15 protein-coding genes are annotated in these 13,908 nt (G+C 67.5%); 13 read left to right on the forward strand and 2 right to left on the reverse strand.

Features of this window, described 5'->3' with window-relative positions; all coding sequences use genetic code 11:
* Window positions 1-2: 2 nt before the first annotated feature.
* A complete protein-coding gene (locus AC07U0_RS15860; RefSeq protein ID WP_207871058.1) occupies window positions 3-734 on the reverse strand; it encodes a response regulator in 732 nt (243 codons plus the stop codon).
* A gap of 232 nt (window positions 735-966) precedes the next feature.
* On the opposite strand from AC07U0_RS15860, the gene AC07U0_RS15865 reads away from it, so the two are divergent.
* The 3 genes from AC07U0_RS15865 to AC07U0_RS15875 all read left to right on the forward strand — a co-directional run bounded on the left by AC07U0_RS15865 (window position 967) and on the right by AC07U0_RS15875 (window position 3,225).
* Window positions 967-1,164 carry a hypothetical protein gene (locus AC07U0_RS15865; protein WP_494720938.1) on the forward strand — a complete coding sequence of 66 codons (198 nt, stop codon included), beginning with the start codon at window positions 967-969 and terminating at the stop codon, window positions 1,162-1,164.
* Window positions 1,165-1,280: 116 nt separating this feature from the next.
* Window positions 1,281-2,570: a NupC/NupG family nucleoside CNT transporter gene (locus AC07U0_RS15870; protein ID WP_494720939.1), complete on the forward strand. Its 1,290-nt coding sequence runs from the start codon at window positions 1,281-1,283 to the stop codon at window positions 2,568-2,570.
* Window positions 2,571-2,604: 34 nt separating this feature from the next.
* The gene (locus AC07U0_RS15875; protein ID WP_494720940.1) at window positions 2,605-3,225 is read left to right on the forward strand and encodes a glutathione S-transferase family protein; all 621 of its coding nucleotides are present in this window, start codon (window positions 2,605-2,607) and stop codon (window positions 3,223-3,225) included.
* A gap of 3 nt (window positions 3,226-3,228) precedes the next feature.
* On the opposite strand, the gene AC07U0_RS15880 is transcribed toward AC07U0_RS15875, so the two are convergent.
* Window positions 3,229-3,663: a PaaI family thioesterase gene (locus AC07U0_RS15880; protein ID WP_494720941.1), complete on the reverse strand. Its 435-nt coding sequence runs from the start codon at window positions 3,661-3,663 to the stop codon at window positions 3,229-3,231.
* A 48-nt stretch (window positions 3,664-3,711) separates the two neighbouring features.
* Between AC07U0_RS15880 and AC07U0_RS15885 the strand changes: the two genes are divergently transcribed.
* The 10 genes from AC07U0_RS15885 to flhA all read left to right on the forward strand — a co-directional run bounded on the left by AC07U0_RS15885 (window position 3,712) and on the right by flhA (window position 13,907).
* Entirely contained in the window at window positions 3,712-4,035 is a 324-nt protein-coding gene (locus AC07U0_RS15885; RefSeq protein WP_494720942.1) for a DUF3253 domain-containing protein, read from the forward strand.
* Window positions 4,019-4,633, forward strand: coding sequence for a uracil-DNA glycosylase family protein (locus tag AC07U0_RS15890; protein ID WP_494720943.1), 615 nt, complete (start codon window positions 4,019-4,021; stop codon window positions 4,631-4,633). The genes AC07U0_RS15885 and AC07U0_RS15890 overlap by 17 nt, the downstream gene beginning before the upstream one ends.
* Window positions 4,630-5,667: an alpha/beta fold hydrolase gene (locus AC07U0_RS15895; RefSeq protein WP_494720944.1), complete on the forward strand. Its 1,038-nt coding sequence runs from the start codon at window positions 4,630-4,632 to the stop codon at window positions 5,665-5,667. The genes AC07U0_RS15890 and AC07U0_RS15895 overlap by 4 nt, the downstream gene beginning before the upstream one ends.
* A gap of 106 nt (window positions 5,668-5,773) precedes the next feature.
* Window positions 5,774-7,402 (forward strand): flagellar basal-body MS-ring/collar protein FliF, encoded by a 1,629-nt coding sequence (fliF, locus tag AC07U0_RS15900; RefSeq protein ID WP_494720945.1) that lies wholly within the window; start codon window positions 5,774-5,776, stop codon window positions 7,400-7,402.
* 11 nt (window positions 7,403-7,413) lie between these two features.
* The gene (gene fliG / locus AC07U0_RS15905; RefSeq protein WP_494720946.1) at window positions 7,414-8,445 is read left to right on the forward strand and encodes a flagellar motor switch protein FliG; all 1,032 of its coding nucleotides are present in this window, start codon (window positions 7,414-7,416) and stop codon (window positions 8,443-8,445) included.
* A gap of 1 nt (window position 8,446) precedes the next feature.
* The gene (locus tag AC07U0_RS15910) at window positions 8,447-9,103 is read left to right on the forward strand and encodes a FliH/SctL family protein (protein WP_494720947.1); all 657 of its coding nucleotides are present in this window, start codon (window positions 8,447-8,449) and stop codon (window positions 9,101-9,103) included.
* The gene (fliN, locus tag AC07U0_RS15915) at window positions 9,103-9,432 is read left to right on the forward strand and encodes a flagellar motor switch protein FliN (protein ID WP_494720948.1); all 330 of its coding nucleotides are present in this window, start codon (window positions 9,103-9,105) and stop codon (window positions 9,430-9,432) included. The genes AC07U0_RS15910 and fliN overlap by 1 nt, the downstream gene beginning before the upstream one ends.
* A gap of 38 nt (window positions 9,433-9,470) precedes the next feature.
* Window positions 9,471-10,862: a sigma-54-dependent transcriptional regulator FlbD gene (flbD, locus tag AC07U0_RS15920; protein WP_494720949.1), complete on the forward strand. Its 1,392-nt coding sequence runs from the start codon at window positions 9,471-9,473 to the stop codon at window positions 10,860-10,862.
* Between the two features lie 4 nt (window positions 10,863-10,866).
* A complete protein-coding gene (bla, locus tag AC07U0_RS15925; protein ID WP_494720950.1) occupies window positions 10,867-11,790 on the forward strand; it encodes a class A beta-lactamase in 924 nt (307 codons plus the stop codon).
* 14 nt (window positions 11,791-11,804) lie between these two features.
* Window positions 11,805-13,907, forward strand: a complete 2,103-nt coding sequence (gene flhA, locus AC07U0_RS15930; RefSeq protein WP_494720997.1) for a flagellar biosynthesis protein FlhA — start codon at window positions 11,805-11,807, stop codon at window positions 13,905-13,907.
* Window position 13,908: the final 1 nt, after the last annotated feature.

Genomic DNA, 13,908 nt, shown 5'->3' on the forward strand with positions numbered 1-13,908 from the left:
GGTCAGTCCGGCGCCAGCATATATCCCACGCCGCGCACGGTCTGGAGGTAGCGCGGGTTCTTCGGATCGGCTTCCAGCTTGCGGCGCAGGCGGGTCACCTGGACGTCGACGGCGCGGCCGGTGATGTCGGCGGTGTCGGGCGACAGGTCCATACGCTCGACCGGGGAGTGGGCATGGATGGCCAGGGTCTTGAGCAGCTGGGCCTCGGCCTCGGTCAGGCGCATCGGGGCGCCGTCGCGGGTCAGCTCAAGCCGTTCCATGTCGAAGGACGCCGGCCCCAGCTTGATCTCGCGCGGCGTCAGGGGCTTGCCCCCGGTGCGGCGCAGGATGGCGTCGACGCGCAGCGACAGCTCCTTGGGGTCGAAGGGCTTGGACATATAGTCGTCGGCGCCGCGCGACAGACCCTCGATCCGGTCCGAGGCCTCGCCGCGTGCGGTCAGCAGCAGGACGGGGGTGCGCGACAGCTGCGCCTTGTTGCGGACCCAGCTGGTCAGCTCCAGCCCGCTCTCGCCCGGCATCATGACATCCAGCACGACCAGGTCGAACTCGATCAGCTCCATCAGGCGGCGGGCGGCGGCGGCATGGGCCGCGCCGGTGGTGCGATAGCCCTCGCGCGCCAGATATTCCTTCAGCAGTTCGCGAATGCGGTCGTCGTCGTCGACGATCAGCAGATGGCGGCCCACTCCGGCTCCAGCGACCGGGCCCGACCGGCCGCCCCGTGAATCAGTACTCATGGTCGAATCTCATACCCCAGTCGCCATCCGGCCGCGCGCCAGCCGGACAGACGAATCTATACGACGGACCGGCGTCCCAGGCCAAGTTTCGGGTTTTCCGCCGTTTCTCGCCCCAGCGACGGTGCGGGCCGCATCGCCGCCGCCCAACTGTCGCCCGCGTGGGTTGGTGTACGCCGTAGATACAACCTTAACAGTTCGCTGCGATCCTGAGCCTGTCATACAGGTTTGGGTCATGTACGTCGAGTTGTCAGCCGAGGATTGCCGCGATCAGGCCCGGGAGTGTTTCGCTCACGCGGTCGCCGAGCCCGACGAGCGGCGCCGCGAACAGCATCTGCGCGACGGCGAGATGTGGATGTCCCGCTGGCGCTTCTGGACCTCGAGCAACGCGCCCACGGCCTATGTTTCCGAAGGCGGGACCCGAGCGGCCTGAGGTTTCGTCGCCTTTGTCAGGTAAATCCTGATCCCGGGGGACTTGCGGCCCGGCGCGCCTTCGCGTTCAAGCGGAGATCGGCTCTCCGAGGGGGAGAGGTCAGGGATCGTCGCTTCATGTTCAGCATGCTGAACCTCCAGAGCCTGTTCGGGCTCGTGGTCATCGTCTTCGCCTGCTGGGCCATTTCGGAGGACCACAAGGCCTTTCCCTGGCGGCTGACCCTCGGCGCCATCGGGGTGCAGGCCATTCTGGTGCTGGCCCTCTTCGCCATTCCGGGCTCGCAGGTCGTGCTGGCCGCCATCACCGGCGCGGTCGATGGCCTCTCGGTCGCCACGGCCCAGGGCGCCAAATTCGTGTTCGGCTTCCTCGTCGACGGCAAGCAGGACGCCCCCTACTACCTGACCAACGCCGACCCGAAGGTCGCGGCCCCCTTCACCTTCGCCTTCAACGTCCTGCCGATGATCCTGGTGATCTCGGCCCTCTCGGCCCTGCTGTGGCACTGGAAGATCCTGAAGTGGATCACCCACGGCTTCGGCTTCCTGTTCCAGAAGACCATGGGGCTGGGCGGCGCCTCGGCCCTGGCCGTCGCGGCCAACATCTTCCTCGGCATGATCGAGAGCCCGATCGTCATCCGCGCCTATCTGGACAAGCTGACCCGGTCGGAAATCTTCCTGATGATGGTCGTGGGTCTGGCCACGGTCGCCGGTTCGACCATGGTCGCCTATGCCGCCATCCTGTCGCCGGTCCTGACCAACGCCGCCGGCCACGTGCTGGTCGCCTCCATCGTCTCGGCCCCGGCTGGGGTGCTGCTGGCCCGGATCATCATCCCCGAGAAGCCGGGGCAGGGCGGGGCGGTCGCCGACTACAACACCGCGCTGAAGTATGACTCGGCCATCGACGCCATTTCCAAGGGCACGGCCGACGGCCTGATGGTGGTGATGAATATCTCGGCCGTGCTGATCGTCTTCGTGGCGCTGGTCGCCCTGGTGAACATCATGATCGGCGGCATCGTGATCATGGACGCCCCGCTGACGCTGGAGCGCATCCTCGGCTGGATCTTCATGCCGGTGGCCTGGCTGACGGGGATCGAATGGTCCGAGACCGGCCGCGCGGGCTGGCTGCTGGGCGTAAAACTGACCCTGACCGAGTTCGTGGCCTTCATCGATCTGGGCAAGGTGCCCGCCGCCGAGATGAGCGAGCGCACCCGGATGATCATGACCTACGCGCTGTGCGGCTTCGCCAACATCGGCTCGGTCGGCATCACCGTTTCTGGCCTGTCCGTCCTGATGCCCGAGCGCCGCGAAGAGGTTCTGGGCCTGATCTGGAAGGCCCTGTTCGCCGGCTTCCTGTCGACCCTGATGACGGCGGCCATTGTCGGAGCCATGCCGGCCTCTATCTTCGGCTGACACAACACCGGGCAATCCGGGTCAGGAAACGTCGATGAAGCTCTACACCTCCCACCGCGCGCCCAACCCGCGCCGGGTCCGCTGGGTCATGGCCGAGAAGGGCATCGCCGACGTCGATCTGGTCGAGGTCGATATCATGGCCGGCGACCACAAGACGGCGGAGTATCGCGGTCGCGTCGGCGTGCCCCACGTCCCGGCGCTGGAGCTGGACGACGGCACGACCATCTCGGAATCGGTGGCCATCTGCCGCTATCTGGAAGCGCTCTGGCCCGAGCCCAACCTGTTCGGCGTCGACGCTCGCGAACAGGCGATCGTCGAGATGTGGACCCGCCGCAACGAGTTCTATCTCGCCAACCCGATCATGCTGAACGTGCGCCACACCCATCCGCTGATGGCGGCGCTGGAGGGCGCGCAGGTCGCAGAGGTCGCCGCCTACAACCGCCTGTGGGCCGAGCGATTCATGCTGACCCTGGACGAGCGTCTGGCCGACCATGAGTTCATCGCGCTCGACCGCTTCACCATCGCCGACATCGTCGCCGTGATCGGGCTGGATTTCGCCCGGTTGGTCAAATACCGCCCGCCGGCCGAGCTGACCCATCTGGCCCGCTGGCTGGAGACCTGCCGTGCGCGTCCGGCCGCGGGAGCGGGGATCTAGGGATCACCCCCGCGGCGTGAACTTCTTGATCACGCCCGAGAAGGTCATCAGCACCCGGCCGCCGGTGGTGATCTGGCCGCGCACGAAGATCAGCGAGCCGCCGGCGCGGACCACCTCGCCGGTCGCCTCGATCAGTTCGCCGACCCGGGCGCCGTCGACGAAGGTCGAGTCCAGCTGCACAGTCACGCCGTTCTTACCCTCCATCTCCTGATAGGCGGTCTGGAACAGGGCGATGTCGGCGAAGGTCATCAGGCAGCCGCCGTGCATCCGGTGGCCGGAGTTCATGTGCTTCTGCTCGGCCCGGAAGGCGCAGCGCATCCGGCCGTCGGGGTCGGGCTTGAAGTAGAAGGGGCCCACGGTCTGGTCGAAGGTCCCGTGCAGGTCGTAGGTCTGCCAGCCGGCGAACTCGCCTTCCTCTACGGTAATTTTCGCGACCATTTTGAACTCCGCCTTCTTTCTGGTCCCGCAATGCATCATAGAAGCGCGATGAGCGACCCCATCGAAACCGCAATCTTCGAAAAACTTTCCCGCATCGACCCCAAGGGCGACAACAGCAAGAGCATCGAACCCTCCGACGTGGCCAAGGATCTGCAGCCCGAACAGTGGCAGCGGATGCTGCCCAAGGTGCGCGCCGTGGCTTTGGGCCTGATGCGCCAGGGCAAGCTGACCATCACCAAGAAGGGCAAGGCGATCGATCCGAACGCCATGAAGGGTGTCGTCCGCCTCCGCCTGCCGACCGCGGACGAAACCGCCGCTGCGGTCGCCGCCCTGCCGCCCGTCGTCAACGAGGACGATGACGACTTCGCCTGATCGCGATCCGACGTCTGATCTGGACGACGTCCTCTCCGACATCCGCGCCTGCCGCGCCTGTCTGGGCGAACTGCCGCATACGCCGCGCCCCGTCGTGCGGGTCTTTCCCGAGACCCGGTTGCTGATCTGCGGCCAGGCGCCGGGCCGGCGGGTGCATGAGAGCGGTCTGCCGTTTACCGATCCGTCCGGCGATCGCCTGCGCCAGTGGCTGGGCGTCGACTATGAGACCTTCTACGCCGATCACCGCATCGGGGTCGCGGCCCAGGCCTTCTGCTATCCGGGCACCGCGCCCAAGGGCGGCGACTATCCGCCCCCACGCCGCTGCGCCGAGCTGTGGCGGCCCCGGTTGCTCGACGCCCTGCCGCAAATGGAGCTGACCTTGCTGGTTGGGGGCTATGCGCAAAAATGGGCCTTGGGCGATCGCTTCAGCCGCGACATGACCGAAACCGTGCGCAACTGGCGGAGCTTCGCGCCCGACATCCTGCCCCTGCCGCACCCCTCGTGGCGAAACACAGCATGGCTCAGAAAAAATCCGTGGTTCGAGGATGAGATCGTGCCTTATTTGCGCCGACGCGTGGCGGACATCCTGAACTCATGACCTTTCGCATTCCCGGCCTGATCGCGGCCGCCTTCGCTGCGTTCGCCCTGGCCTCCTGCGCCACGCCTCTGGTCCAGTCGCCGCTGACGCCGCCGCCGGGCTTCACCGGTCCGCGCATTGAGGACGCCCCGGCCCCCGGCATGACCGGCGCCTTCATCGTTCAGGACGGGGCGCGGCTGCCTTTCCTGCACTGGGCGCCCGCCGACGGCAAACCCTGGGCGACCATCGTGGCCCTGCACGGGATGAACGACCACGACGCTTCCTTCCGCCTCGCCGGCCCCTGGTGGGCGACGCACGGGATCGAGGTCTGGAGCTTTGACCAGCGCGGCTTCGGCCAGGCGCCGCAGAAGGGCGTCTGGGGCGGCGAGGCCCTGATGACCGAGGACCTGCGCACCATTACGGCGCTCGTCCGCGCCCGGCGTCCCGAGGCGACGCTCGCGGTGGTGGGCGAGAGCATGGGCGGGTCGGTGACCGCCGCCGCCTTCGGCTCGGACCGTCCGCCGGATGCCGACCGTGTCGTGCTGCTGTCCCCCGGCGTCTGGGGCTGGTCCAGCCAGAACATCCTCAACCGCACCAGCCTGTGGATCACCTCGCGGGTCGTCGGCGACCTGTCGGTCGAGCCGCCGGACTTCATCGCCCGCCACATCCTGGCCTCGGACAATGTGCTGGAGCTGATCCGCAACGGTCGCGATCCCGACAGCCTCCTGTCGACCCGCTTCGACGCCATCTCGGGCCTGGTCGATCTGATGGAGAGCGCGTCGAACCGGATCGGCCTGATCAAGGCGCCGGTGATCCTGATGTATGGCGCCCATGACCAGGTGGTGGAGCAGGGACCCATGCGCCGGGCGCTGGAGATCGCCGGAACGCCGCCCAATCTGCGCACCGCCTTCTATGACGACGGCTGGCACCTGCTGAACCGCAACCTCGGCGCCGAGCGTGTCTATCGCGACGTCGAGGCCTATATCCGCGACGCCTCCGCGCCCCTGCCGTCGGGTGTGCCGCCGGTGCTTCCGGAGCTGAAAAAGGGCCACTAACCAAAGGAAGGTAACCTCTCTTAACGCGCCGTTTACCACGCAGGCGGCAGTTTCTGCCTAGCGGGCGTGGTTGGGCTTCCCGCCGATTTTCAGTAGGCGGGAACGCGTGGGCGGCTTCACGGCGGCGTTGCAGAGATTTGGTGTCGGCCGACTGGCTGCAGTGTTGGGCGTCGCCGCCGGCGTCGCGGCCGTGCTTGTCGCCGTCATGCTGCGCATGGGGCAGGCGCCGGACGCGCTGCTCTATTCCAACCTCGACCTGAAAGAGGCGGGCGACATCACCGCCTCGCTGGAACAGGCCGGCATCAAGTACAAGACCCAGGGCGACGGCTCGACCATCATGGTCAACCGCGACGACGTCGGCACCGCCCGGATGATGGTGGCGTCCAAGGGGCTCGTGACCACGGGCTCGGTCGGCTACGAAATCTTCGACAACCAGTCGGTGCTCGGCCAGACCGAGTTCCAGCAGAACCTCAATGAAAAGCGCGCCCTGGAAGGCGAGCTGGGCCGCACCATCCTGTCCTACCGGGGCATTTCCTCGGCCAAGGTGCTGATCGCCCTGCCGCGTCGCGAGATGTTCGCCTCCGCCACCGGCGATCCCACCGCCGCGGTCGTGGTCGGGGTTGGTGGCCGCGCCCTGACCGGCGACCAGATCCAGGCGATCCGCAATGTGGTCGCCTCCGCCGTGCCGGGCCTGAAGCCCGAGAAGGTCACCGTCACCGACACCGCCAACCGGACGCTGGCGGCCGGCTCGGGCGAGGAAGGCTTCTCCGCCGCCTCGGCCCAGGACTCCAAGAACGCCACCGAGGCCCAGCTCCAGGCTCGCATCCTCGACATTGTCGAGGGCGTCGTCGGCCCCGGCGCCGCCAAGGTTCAGGTCACCGCCGACATCGACCACAGCCGTTCGACCACCCAGGAGCAGAAATTCGATCCCGACGGCCAGGTCGTCCGCTCGACCTCGACCAACGGTTCGGAAAAAACCGACACCACCGGCGACCCCTCGGGCGGTACGACGGCGACCAACAACATCCCCGGCGGCGCGGCCCCGACCACGACCCCGGCGGGTTCGAGCGACAAGGCCAATACCGAGACCACCAACTACGAGATCTCCAACACCACCACGACCACCATCAAGGAGGCCGGTCAGGTCCAGAAGCTGGCCGTCGCGGTCGCCATCGACGGCGTCTGGACCCCGGCCAAGGACGGCAAGGGCGAGCCGACCTACGCCCCGCGCTCGGCCGAGGACATCGCCAAGATCGACGCCCTGGTGAAGGCCGCCATCGGCTACGACCAGCAGCGCGGCGACCAGGTGAAGGTCGAGAACGCCAAGTTCAGCCATGACACCTCGGCCGCCGGCGGCACCGAGACCGGTTCGGCCCTTCTGGACTTCGACAAGAACGACATCATGCGCGGCGTCGAGCTGCTGGTCCTGCTGGTGACCGGCCTGCTGCTGATCTTCTTCGTGCTGCGTCCGCTGCTCAAGACCGCCAACACCACCGGCGTCCCGGCCCTGGCCGGCGCCGCCGCGGGCGGGCCCGGCGTGACCCAGCTGCAGACCGTGATGGTCGACGGCGTGCCGCAACTGGTCGCGCCGCAGTCCGACATGGACCAGCGGCTCGACATCGCCCGCATCGAGGGTCAGGTGAAGGCCTCCTCGGTCAAGAAGGTCGCCGAGTTCGTCGAGAACCATCCGGATGAGTCGACCGCGATCCTGCGCGGCTGGCTGCACGACACCTGATGGCTCCGCGCATGGCCACCACGAAGAAGCCTTCCGTCGACGACGCCAAAAAGCTCACCGGCCCCGAAAAGGCGGCCGTCATCCTGCTGTCGCTCGGCGAGGAGCACACCCAGCTCTGGAAGAACCTCGACGACGAGGAGATCAAGGAGATTTCCCAGGCCATGGCCGGCCTCGGCACCGTCAGCGCGACGGTGGTCGAGGAGCTGCTGCTGGAGTTCGTGTCCGGCATGACCGGTTCGGGCGCGGTCATGGGCTCGTTCGAACAGACCCAGCGCCTGCTGGCCGCCTTCATGCCCGCCGACCGCGTCGACGGCCTGATGGAGGAAATCCGCGGTCCGGCCGGCCGGACCATGTGGGACAAGCTGGGTAATGTGAACGAGGCCGTCCTCGCCAACTATCTGAAGAACGAATACCCCCAGACCGTCGCCGTGGTCCTGTCCAAGGTGAAGCCCGACCACGCCGCCCGCGTCCTGACCTCCCTGCCCGAGGACTTCGCCCTCGAGTGTGTGCAGCGGATGCTGCGCATGGAGCCGGTGCAGCGCGAGATCCTGGACAAGATCGAACAGACCCTGCGCGTCGAGTTCATGTCCAACCTGGCCCGCACCTCCAAGCGCGACAGCCACGAGATGATGGCCGACATCTTCAACTCGTTCGACCGTCAGACCGAGGCCCGCTTCATCGGCGCCCTGGAAGAGCGCAACCGCGAGTCGGCCGAGCGCATCCGCGCCCTGATGTTCGTCTTCGAGGACCTGAACAAGCTCGACCCGGGCGGCGTCCAGACCCTGCTGCGCGCCGTCGAGAAGGACCAGCTGGGCCTGGCGCTCAAGGGCGCCTCCGAAGGCCTGCGCGAGATGTTCTTCACCAACATGTCCGAACGCGCGTCCAAGATCATGCGCGAGGACATGGAATCCATGGGTCCGGTCCGTCTGAAGGACGTCGACAGCGCCCAGATGGCCATGGTCCAGGCCGCCAAGGATCTGGCCGCCAAGGGCGAGATCATGCTGGCCGGGGCCGGCGGCGCCGACGACGAGTTGATTTACTGACATGATCACGTCCGCCGCCAACACCCGCCCCTTCAGCTTCGACACCGAGTTCGACGACGCCGGAGGCGTGACCCCCGGTCAGGCCTTCACGCCGACCAAGCGCGCCTATCTGCCGGCCGAGGTCGAGGCCCTGGTCGCCCAGGCCCGGCTGGAAGGCCGCGAGACCGCCCTGGCCGAGGTCGAGAGCCTGCACGCCATGGCCCTGGTCACCCTGGGGCAGGCCGTCGCCGCCGCCGCCCCCTCGCTGGGCGCTGTGGCCCAGGCCCACCGCGAACAATCGGCCGAACTGGCCCTGGCTGCTGCCCGCGTTCTGGCCGCCGGCGCCCTGGAACGCTTCCCTGAGGGTCCGATCCAGGCCGCGCTCGAGGCCCTGGGCGCCGAGATCGACGCCACCCCGCGTCTGGTCATCCGCGCGCGGGGCCTGGACGAAAGCGTGCAGGCGAAGCTTCAGGCCATCTGCGTCGACGCCGGCTTCTCGGGTCTGGTGTCGTTCCGCGACGAGCCCGGCATGGCGGCCGCCGCCTTCCAGCTGGAATGGGCCGACGGCCGCGCCGACTTCAATCCGGCCGAGGCCGCCGCTCGCATGAGCGAGGCCCTGACCGCCGCCCTGGCCGCCGAGGCCGGGCACGCTGAATCACTTAACGGGAGCAACTTCTGATGGCCGAGGATTTCGCCCTGGAGGAGTTCGGGACCTCCACTGCACTGGCGACGACGGAAGAGGCCGGCGACAAGAGCGCCGTCGATCTGGCCCCCGTCTTCGACGTGCCGGTCAACATCTCGGCCGTGCTCGGCAAGGCCCATATGACCGTGGCCCAGTTGCTCAAGCTGAATCGCGGCAGCGTGCTTGAGCTGGACCGCAAGGTCGGCGAGGCCATCGATATTTTCGTGAACAACCGTCTGGTCGCCCGCGGGGAGGTCGTCGTCGTCGAGGATCGCCTGGGCGTGACCATGACGGAAATCATCAAGACCGAGGACTCGGCGGCCTAGGCCGTCGGTTCTGCGTAAGAGTTTAGAGGAGAAGACCGATGCGGCTTCTGGTGGTTGGCAGGCTGAGCGGACAGCTCGCGGCGGCGGTGAAGATGGCCATGGCGCACGGCGCCAAGGTCCAGCACGTCGAGCGCACCGATCAGGCGACGGAACAGCTCCGGCGCGGGCAGGGGGCCGACCTGCTGATGGTCGACTACAACCTCGACATCTCGGGTCTGATCGCCGCCAATGACGCCGAGCGGATCTTCGTCCCGGTCGTGGCCTGCGGCGTCGACAACGACGCGGACAAGGCCGCCGCCGCCATCCGCGCCGGGGCCAAGGAGTTCATTCCGCTTCCGCCCGAGGCCGATCTGATCGCCGCGGTCCTGTCGGCTGTCGCCGACGACGAGCGCCCGATGATCTCGGCCGATCCGTCGATGCAGGCGGTGGTCAAACTGGCCGACCAGGTCGCCCGCTCGGAAGCCTCGATCCTGATCACCGGGGAAAGCGGCGTCGGTAAGGAAGTCATGGCGCGCTATCTGCACGTCAACTCCAAGCGCTCGGACCGTCCCTTCATCAGCGTCAACTGCGCCGCCATCCCGGACAATCTGCTGGAGAGCGAGCTGTTCGGCCACGAGAAGGGGGCCTTCACCGGCGCCGTGGCCCGCCGCATCGGCAAGTTCGAGGAGGCCGACGGCGGCACCCTGCTGCTGGACGAAATCAGCGAAATGGATGCTCGCCTGCAGGCCAAGCTGCTGCGCGCCATCCAGGAGCGGGTCATCGACCGCGTCGGGGGCACCAGGCCCGTGCCGGTCAACATCCGCATCATCGCCACCTCCAACCGCGATCTGGCCAAGGCTGTGGCGGAAGGCGTGTTCCGCGAAGACCTTCTGTACCGCCTGAACGTGGTCAACCTGCGCCTGCCGTCCCTGCGCGAACGTCCGGGCGACGTCGCCGTCCTGGCTGACCACTTCGTCAAGAAATACGCCGCCGCCAACGGCGTGCCGACCCGTCCGCTGTCGGCCGACGCACGCCGCGCGCTGGCCGCTCACCGCTGGCCCGGCAACGTCCGCGAGCTGGAAAACGCCATGCACCGCGCGGTTCTGCTGGCCGTCGGCCCGGAGATCGACGCCGAAGCCATCCGTCTTCCTGACGGTCAGCCACTGTCGGGCGTTGTGGCGCAGGCCGACTCGGGCCCTGCTGCGCGCGCCGCCCAGACCGCCGACGCCGTGTCGCGCGCCTATGTCGGCCAGACCGTGGCGCAGATGGAAAAGACCCTGATCCTGGACACCCTGACCCACTGCCTGGGCAATCGCACCCACGCGGCCAACATCCTGGGCATCTCGATCCGGACCCTGCGCAACAAGCTGAACGAATACGCCGACGAAGGCACTGCCATCATGGCGCCCCAGAACGGCGTCGCGGCCAACTACGGCGCAAGCGCGGCCTGATTTCATGGCTTTGGTCACGGATCGTCGAAGCGTCCTCGCGGGCCTGACCCTCATCGGTCTGGGCGGGTGCGAGCGCACGCGCGACGAGCCGGGGACCCAGGTCCCGCTGCCGCCGCGCGACGTCGCCTTCGACCTGTCCGATCTGGAACGCGAAAACGGCGGCCGCATCGGTCTCAGCGTCCTCGACGGCCATCGCGCCTCCTGGCGGGCCAATGAGCGGTTCAACTACTGCTCGACCTTCAAGCTGTTCCTCGCCGCCGCCATGCTGGAGCGTATCCAGCAGGGTAAGGAGAAGGCCGATCGCGCCGTCCCCGTGACCGCCGCCGACATGCTGGACCACGCCCCGGTCACCGAAACCGCCGTCGGCCAGACCATGACCCTGATCGACCTGATGAAGGCGACGGTCGAGGTCAGCGACAATCCCGCCGCCAACATCCTGATCCGCGAACTGGGCGGTCTGGACGAACTGCGCGCTTGGTATCGCCGCGCCGGCGACGACGTGACCCGCGTCGACCGTCTGGAGCCGCAGCTCAACGTCAAGGACGGCGACAAGGACACCACCCTGCCGTTCCAGGCCGCGACCAATCTGAACTGGATCCTTGAGGCCTATCAGCCCCTGGTCTTCCAGTCGCGCTATCGCCCGCTGTGGGACTGGCTGATCGACAGCCCGACCGGCGAGAAGCGCATCAAGGCCGGAGTGCCCGCCGGCTGGACCGTGGCCCACAAGACCGGCACCGGCGGCATGGGCCAGACCAACGACATCGGCGTGGTCTATCCGGCCATGGGCGACCCGATCCCGGTCGCCGTCTTCTATGAGGCGCCCGAGAGCCTGGCGCCTGAAAAGCGCGACGCCGTCATCGCCGAGGCCACGCGCCGCGGTCTGGCCGCCCTCGGCCACGGAACCCCCGCTGAAGGGGCCGCCGCATGACCGATGCGACCCTGATGAAGGACGGCTACGCCCGTCCGACTGGCAATGACGTCCGCGGCTGGCTGATGCGTGGCGAGGTCGCCATGGCGGTCGGCGTCATCGGCGTGATCATGCTGCTGATCCTGCCCGTCCCGAAGTTTCTTCTGGATGTGCTGCTGGCCCTGTCGCTGACCTCGTCAGTGCTGATCCTGATGACGGCGCTGATGATGAAGCGCCCGCTCGACTTCGCCATCTTCCCGACGGTGCTGCTGGTCTCGACCCTGTTCCGCCTGGGTCTGAACCTGGCCTCGACCCGTCTGATCCTGACCCACGGGCACGAAGGTCACGACGCCGGCGGTCAGGTGATCCAGGCGTTCGGCGCCTTGATGATGGGCGGCAGCTTCATCATCGGGATCATCATCTTCGCCATCATCCTGGTGGTGAACTTCGTGGTCATCACCAAGGGCTCGACCCGGATCGCCGAGGTCTCGGCCCGCTTCACCCTGGACTCCATGCCGGGCAAGCAGATGGCCATCGACGCCGACCTGTCGTCGGGCCTGATCAACGAGGACCAGGCCAAGCTGCGCCGCAAGGAGCTGGAGCAGGAATCGACCTTCTTCGGGGCCATGGACGGTGCGTCGAAATTTGTTCGCGGTGACGCCGTCGCCGGCCTGATCATTACCTTCATCAACGCCATCGGCGGCATGCTGATCGGCGTCATCCAGCACCAGCTGCCTTTCCAGGAAGCGGCCTCCACCTATGTCCAGCTGACCATCGGCGACGGTCTGGTCACCCAGGTCCCGGCCATCATCATCTCGATCGCCGCCGGCTTCCTGGTGTCCAAGGCGGGCGTCGAGGGCACGGCCGACAAGGCCCTGGTCCAGCAACTGGCCACCAACCCGGTCAGCCTGGGCATGGTCTCGGGCGCCGCCGGCCTGATCGGCCTGATCCCGGGGATGCCGATCATCCCCTTCGCCGCCCTGGCTCTGGGCACCGGCTTCATGGCCTGGCGTCTGGGCCGGGCCCGGCTCAAGCCCGAGCCGACCGAAGCCGAGAAGGCCGCCGCCGCCGCTGTCGCCGGCGGCAAGCCCAAGGAAGACGCCGAGGAGCCCATCGGCACCGCCCTGACCATCGACGAGGTCAAGATCGAGCTGGGCTATTCGCTGCTGTCGCTGATCAACGACCTCGAAGGCCGCCGCCTGACCGACCAGATCCGCGCCCTGCGCCGCGCCCTGGCCCAGGAATACGGCTTCGTCATTCCCTCGGTCCGCATCCTCGACAACATGCGCCTGCCGACCCAGGGCTACGCCATCCGCATCAAGGAGATGGAGGCCGGCGCCGGCGAGGTCCGTCTGGGCTCCCTGATGGCCATGGACCCGACGGGCCGTCAGGTCGAACTGCCCGGCGAGCACACCAAGGAGCCCGCCTTCGGCCTGCCCGCCACCTGGATCGATGAAAGCCTGCGCGAGGAAGCCACCTTCCGGGGCTACACCATCGTCGATCCCTCGACGGTGCTGACCACCCACCTGACCGAGATCCTCAAGGAGAACATGGCCGACCTGCTGTCCTATGCAGAGGTCCAGAAGCTCATGAAGGAGCTCGGCGAGGAGGAGAAGAAGCTGGTCGACGAACTGGTGCCCTCGGTCGTCACCGTCACCACGCTTCAGCGGGTCCTTCAGGCCCTGCTCAAGGAAAAGGTCTCGATCCGCGACCTGGGCGCCATCCTGGAAGGTCTGGCCGAAGCCGCGCCGCATTCCTCGTCGGTCACGACCCTGGTCGAGCACGTTCGCAGCCGTCTGGCGCGTCAGCTGTGCTGGCAGCACAAGGGCGACGACGGCGCCTTGCCGATCGTGACCCTGTCACCGGAATGGGAAGCCGCCTTCGCCGAAGCCCTGGTCGGAACGGGCGAGGACAAGCAGCTGGCCATGGCCCCGTCGCGCCTGCAGGACTTCATCCGCAATGTCCGCGACGTGTTCGAGCGCGCCGCCATGGCGGGCGAGACCGCGGTCCTGCTGACCGGTCCGCAGATCCGCCCCTACGTCCGCTCCATCATCGAACGCTTCCGCGGCCAGACCGTGGTGATGAGCCAGAACGAGGTCCATCCCAAGGCCCGCCTGAAGACCATCGGTCAGGTCTAGC

This window comes from Brevundimonas sp. GW821-FHT02A10, assembly GCF_059422025.1.

Bases quoted from the DNA above. Each gene is read 5' to 3' on its own strand.
- AC07U0_RS15860 (WP_207871058.1), bottom strand. From the start codon at position 734: ATGAGTACTGATTCACGGGGCGGCCGGTCGGGCCCGGTCGCTGGAGCC.
- AC07U0_RS15865 (WP_494720938.1), top strand. From the start codon at position 967: ATGTACGTCGAGTTGTCAGCCGAGGATTGCCGCGATCAGGCCCGGGAG.
- AC07U0_RS15870 (WP_494720939.1), top strand. From the start codon at position 1,281: ATGTTCAGCATGCTGAACCTCCAGAGCCTGTTCGGGCTCGTGGTCATC.
- AC07U0_RS15875 (WP_494720940.1), top strand. From the start codon at position 2,605: ATGAAGCTCTACACCTCCCACCGCGCGCCCAACCCGCGCCGGGTCCGC.
- AC07U0_RS15880 (WP_494720941.1), bottom strand. From the start codon at position 3,663: ATGGTCGCGAAAATTACCGTAGAGGAAGGCGAGTTCGCCGGCTGGCAG.
- AC07U0_RS15885 (WP_494720942.1), top strand. From the start codon at position 3,712: ATGAGCGACCCCATCGAAACCGCAATCTTCGAAAAACTTTCCCGCATC.
- AC07U0_RS15890 (WP_494720943.1), top strand. From the start codon at position 4,019: ATGACGACTTCGCCTGATCGCGATCCGACGTCTGATCTGGACGACGTC.
- AC07U0_RS15895 (WP_494720944.1), top strand. From the start codon at position 4,630: ATGACCTTTCGCATTCCCGGCCTGATCGCGGCCGCCTTCGCTGCGTTC.
- fliG (WP_494720946.1), top strand. From the start codon at position 7,414: ATGGCCACCACGAAGAAGCCTTCCGTCGACGACGCCAAAAAGCTCACC.
- AC07U0_RS15910 (WP_494720947.1), top strand. From the start codon at position 8,447: ATGATCACGTCCGCCGCCAACACCCGCCCCTTCAGCTTCGACACCGAG.
- fliN (WP_494720948.1), top strand. From the start codon at position 9,103: ATGGCCGAGGATTTCGCCCTGGAGGAGTTCGGGACCTCCACTGCACTG.
- flbD (WP_494720949.1), top strand. From the start codon at position 9,471: ATGCGGCTTCTGGTGGTTGGCAGGCTGAGCGGACAGCTCGCGGCGGCG.
- bla (WP_494720950.1), top strand. From the start codon at position 10,867: ATGGCTTTGGTCACGGATCGTCGAAGCGTCCTCGCGGGCCTGACCCTC.
- flhA (WP_494720997.1), top strand. From the start codon at position 11,805: ATGAAGGACGGCTACGCCCGTCCGACTGGCAATGACGTCCGCGGCTGG.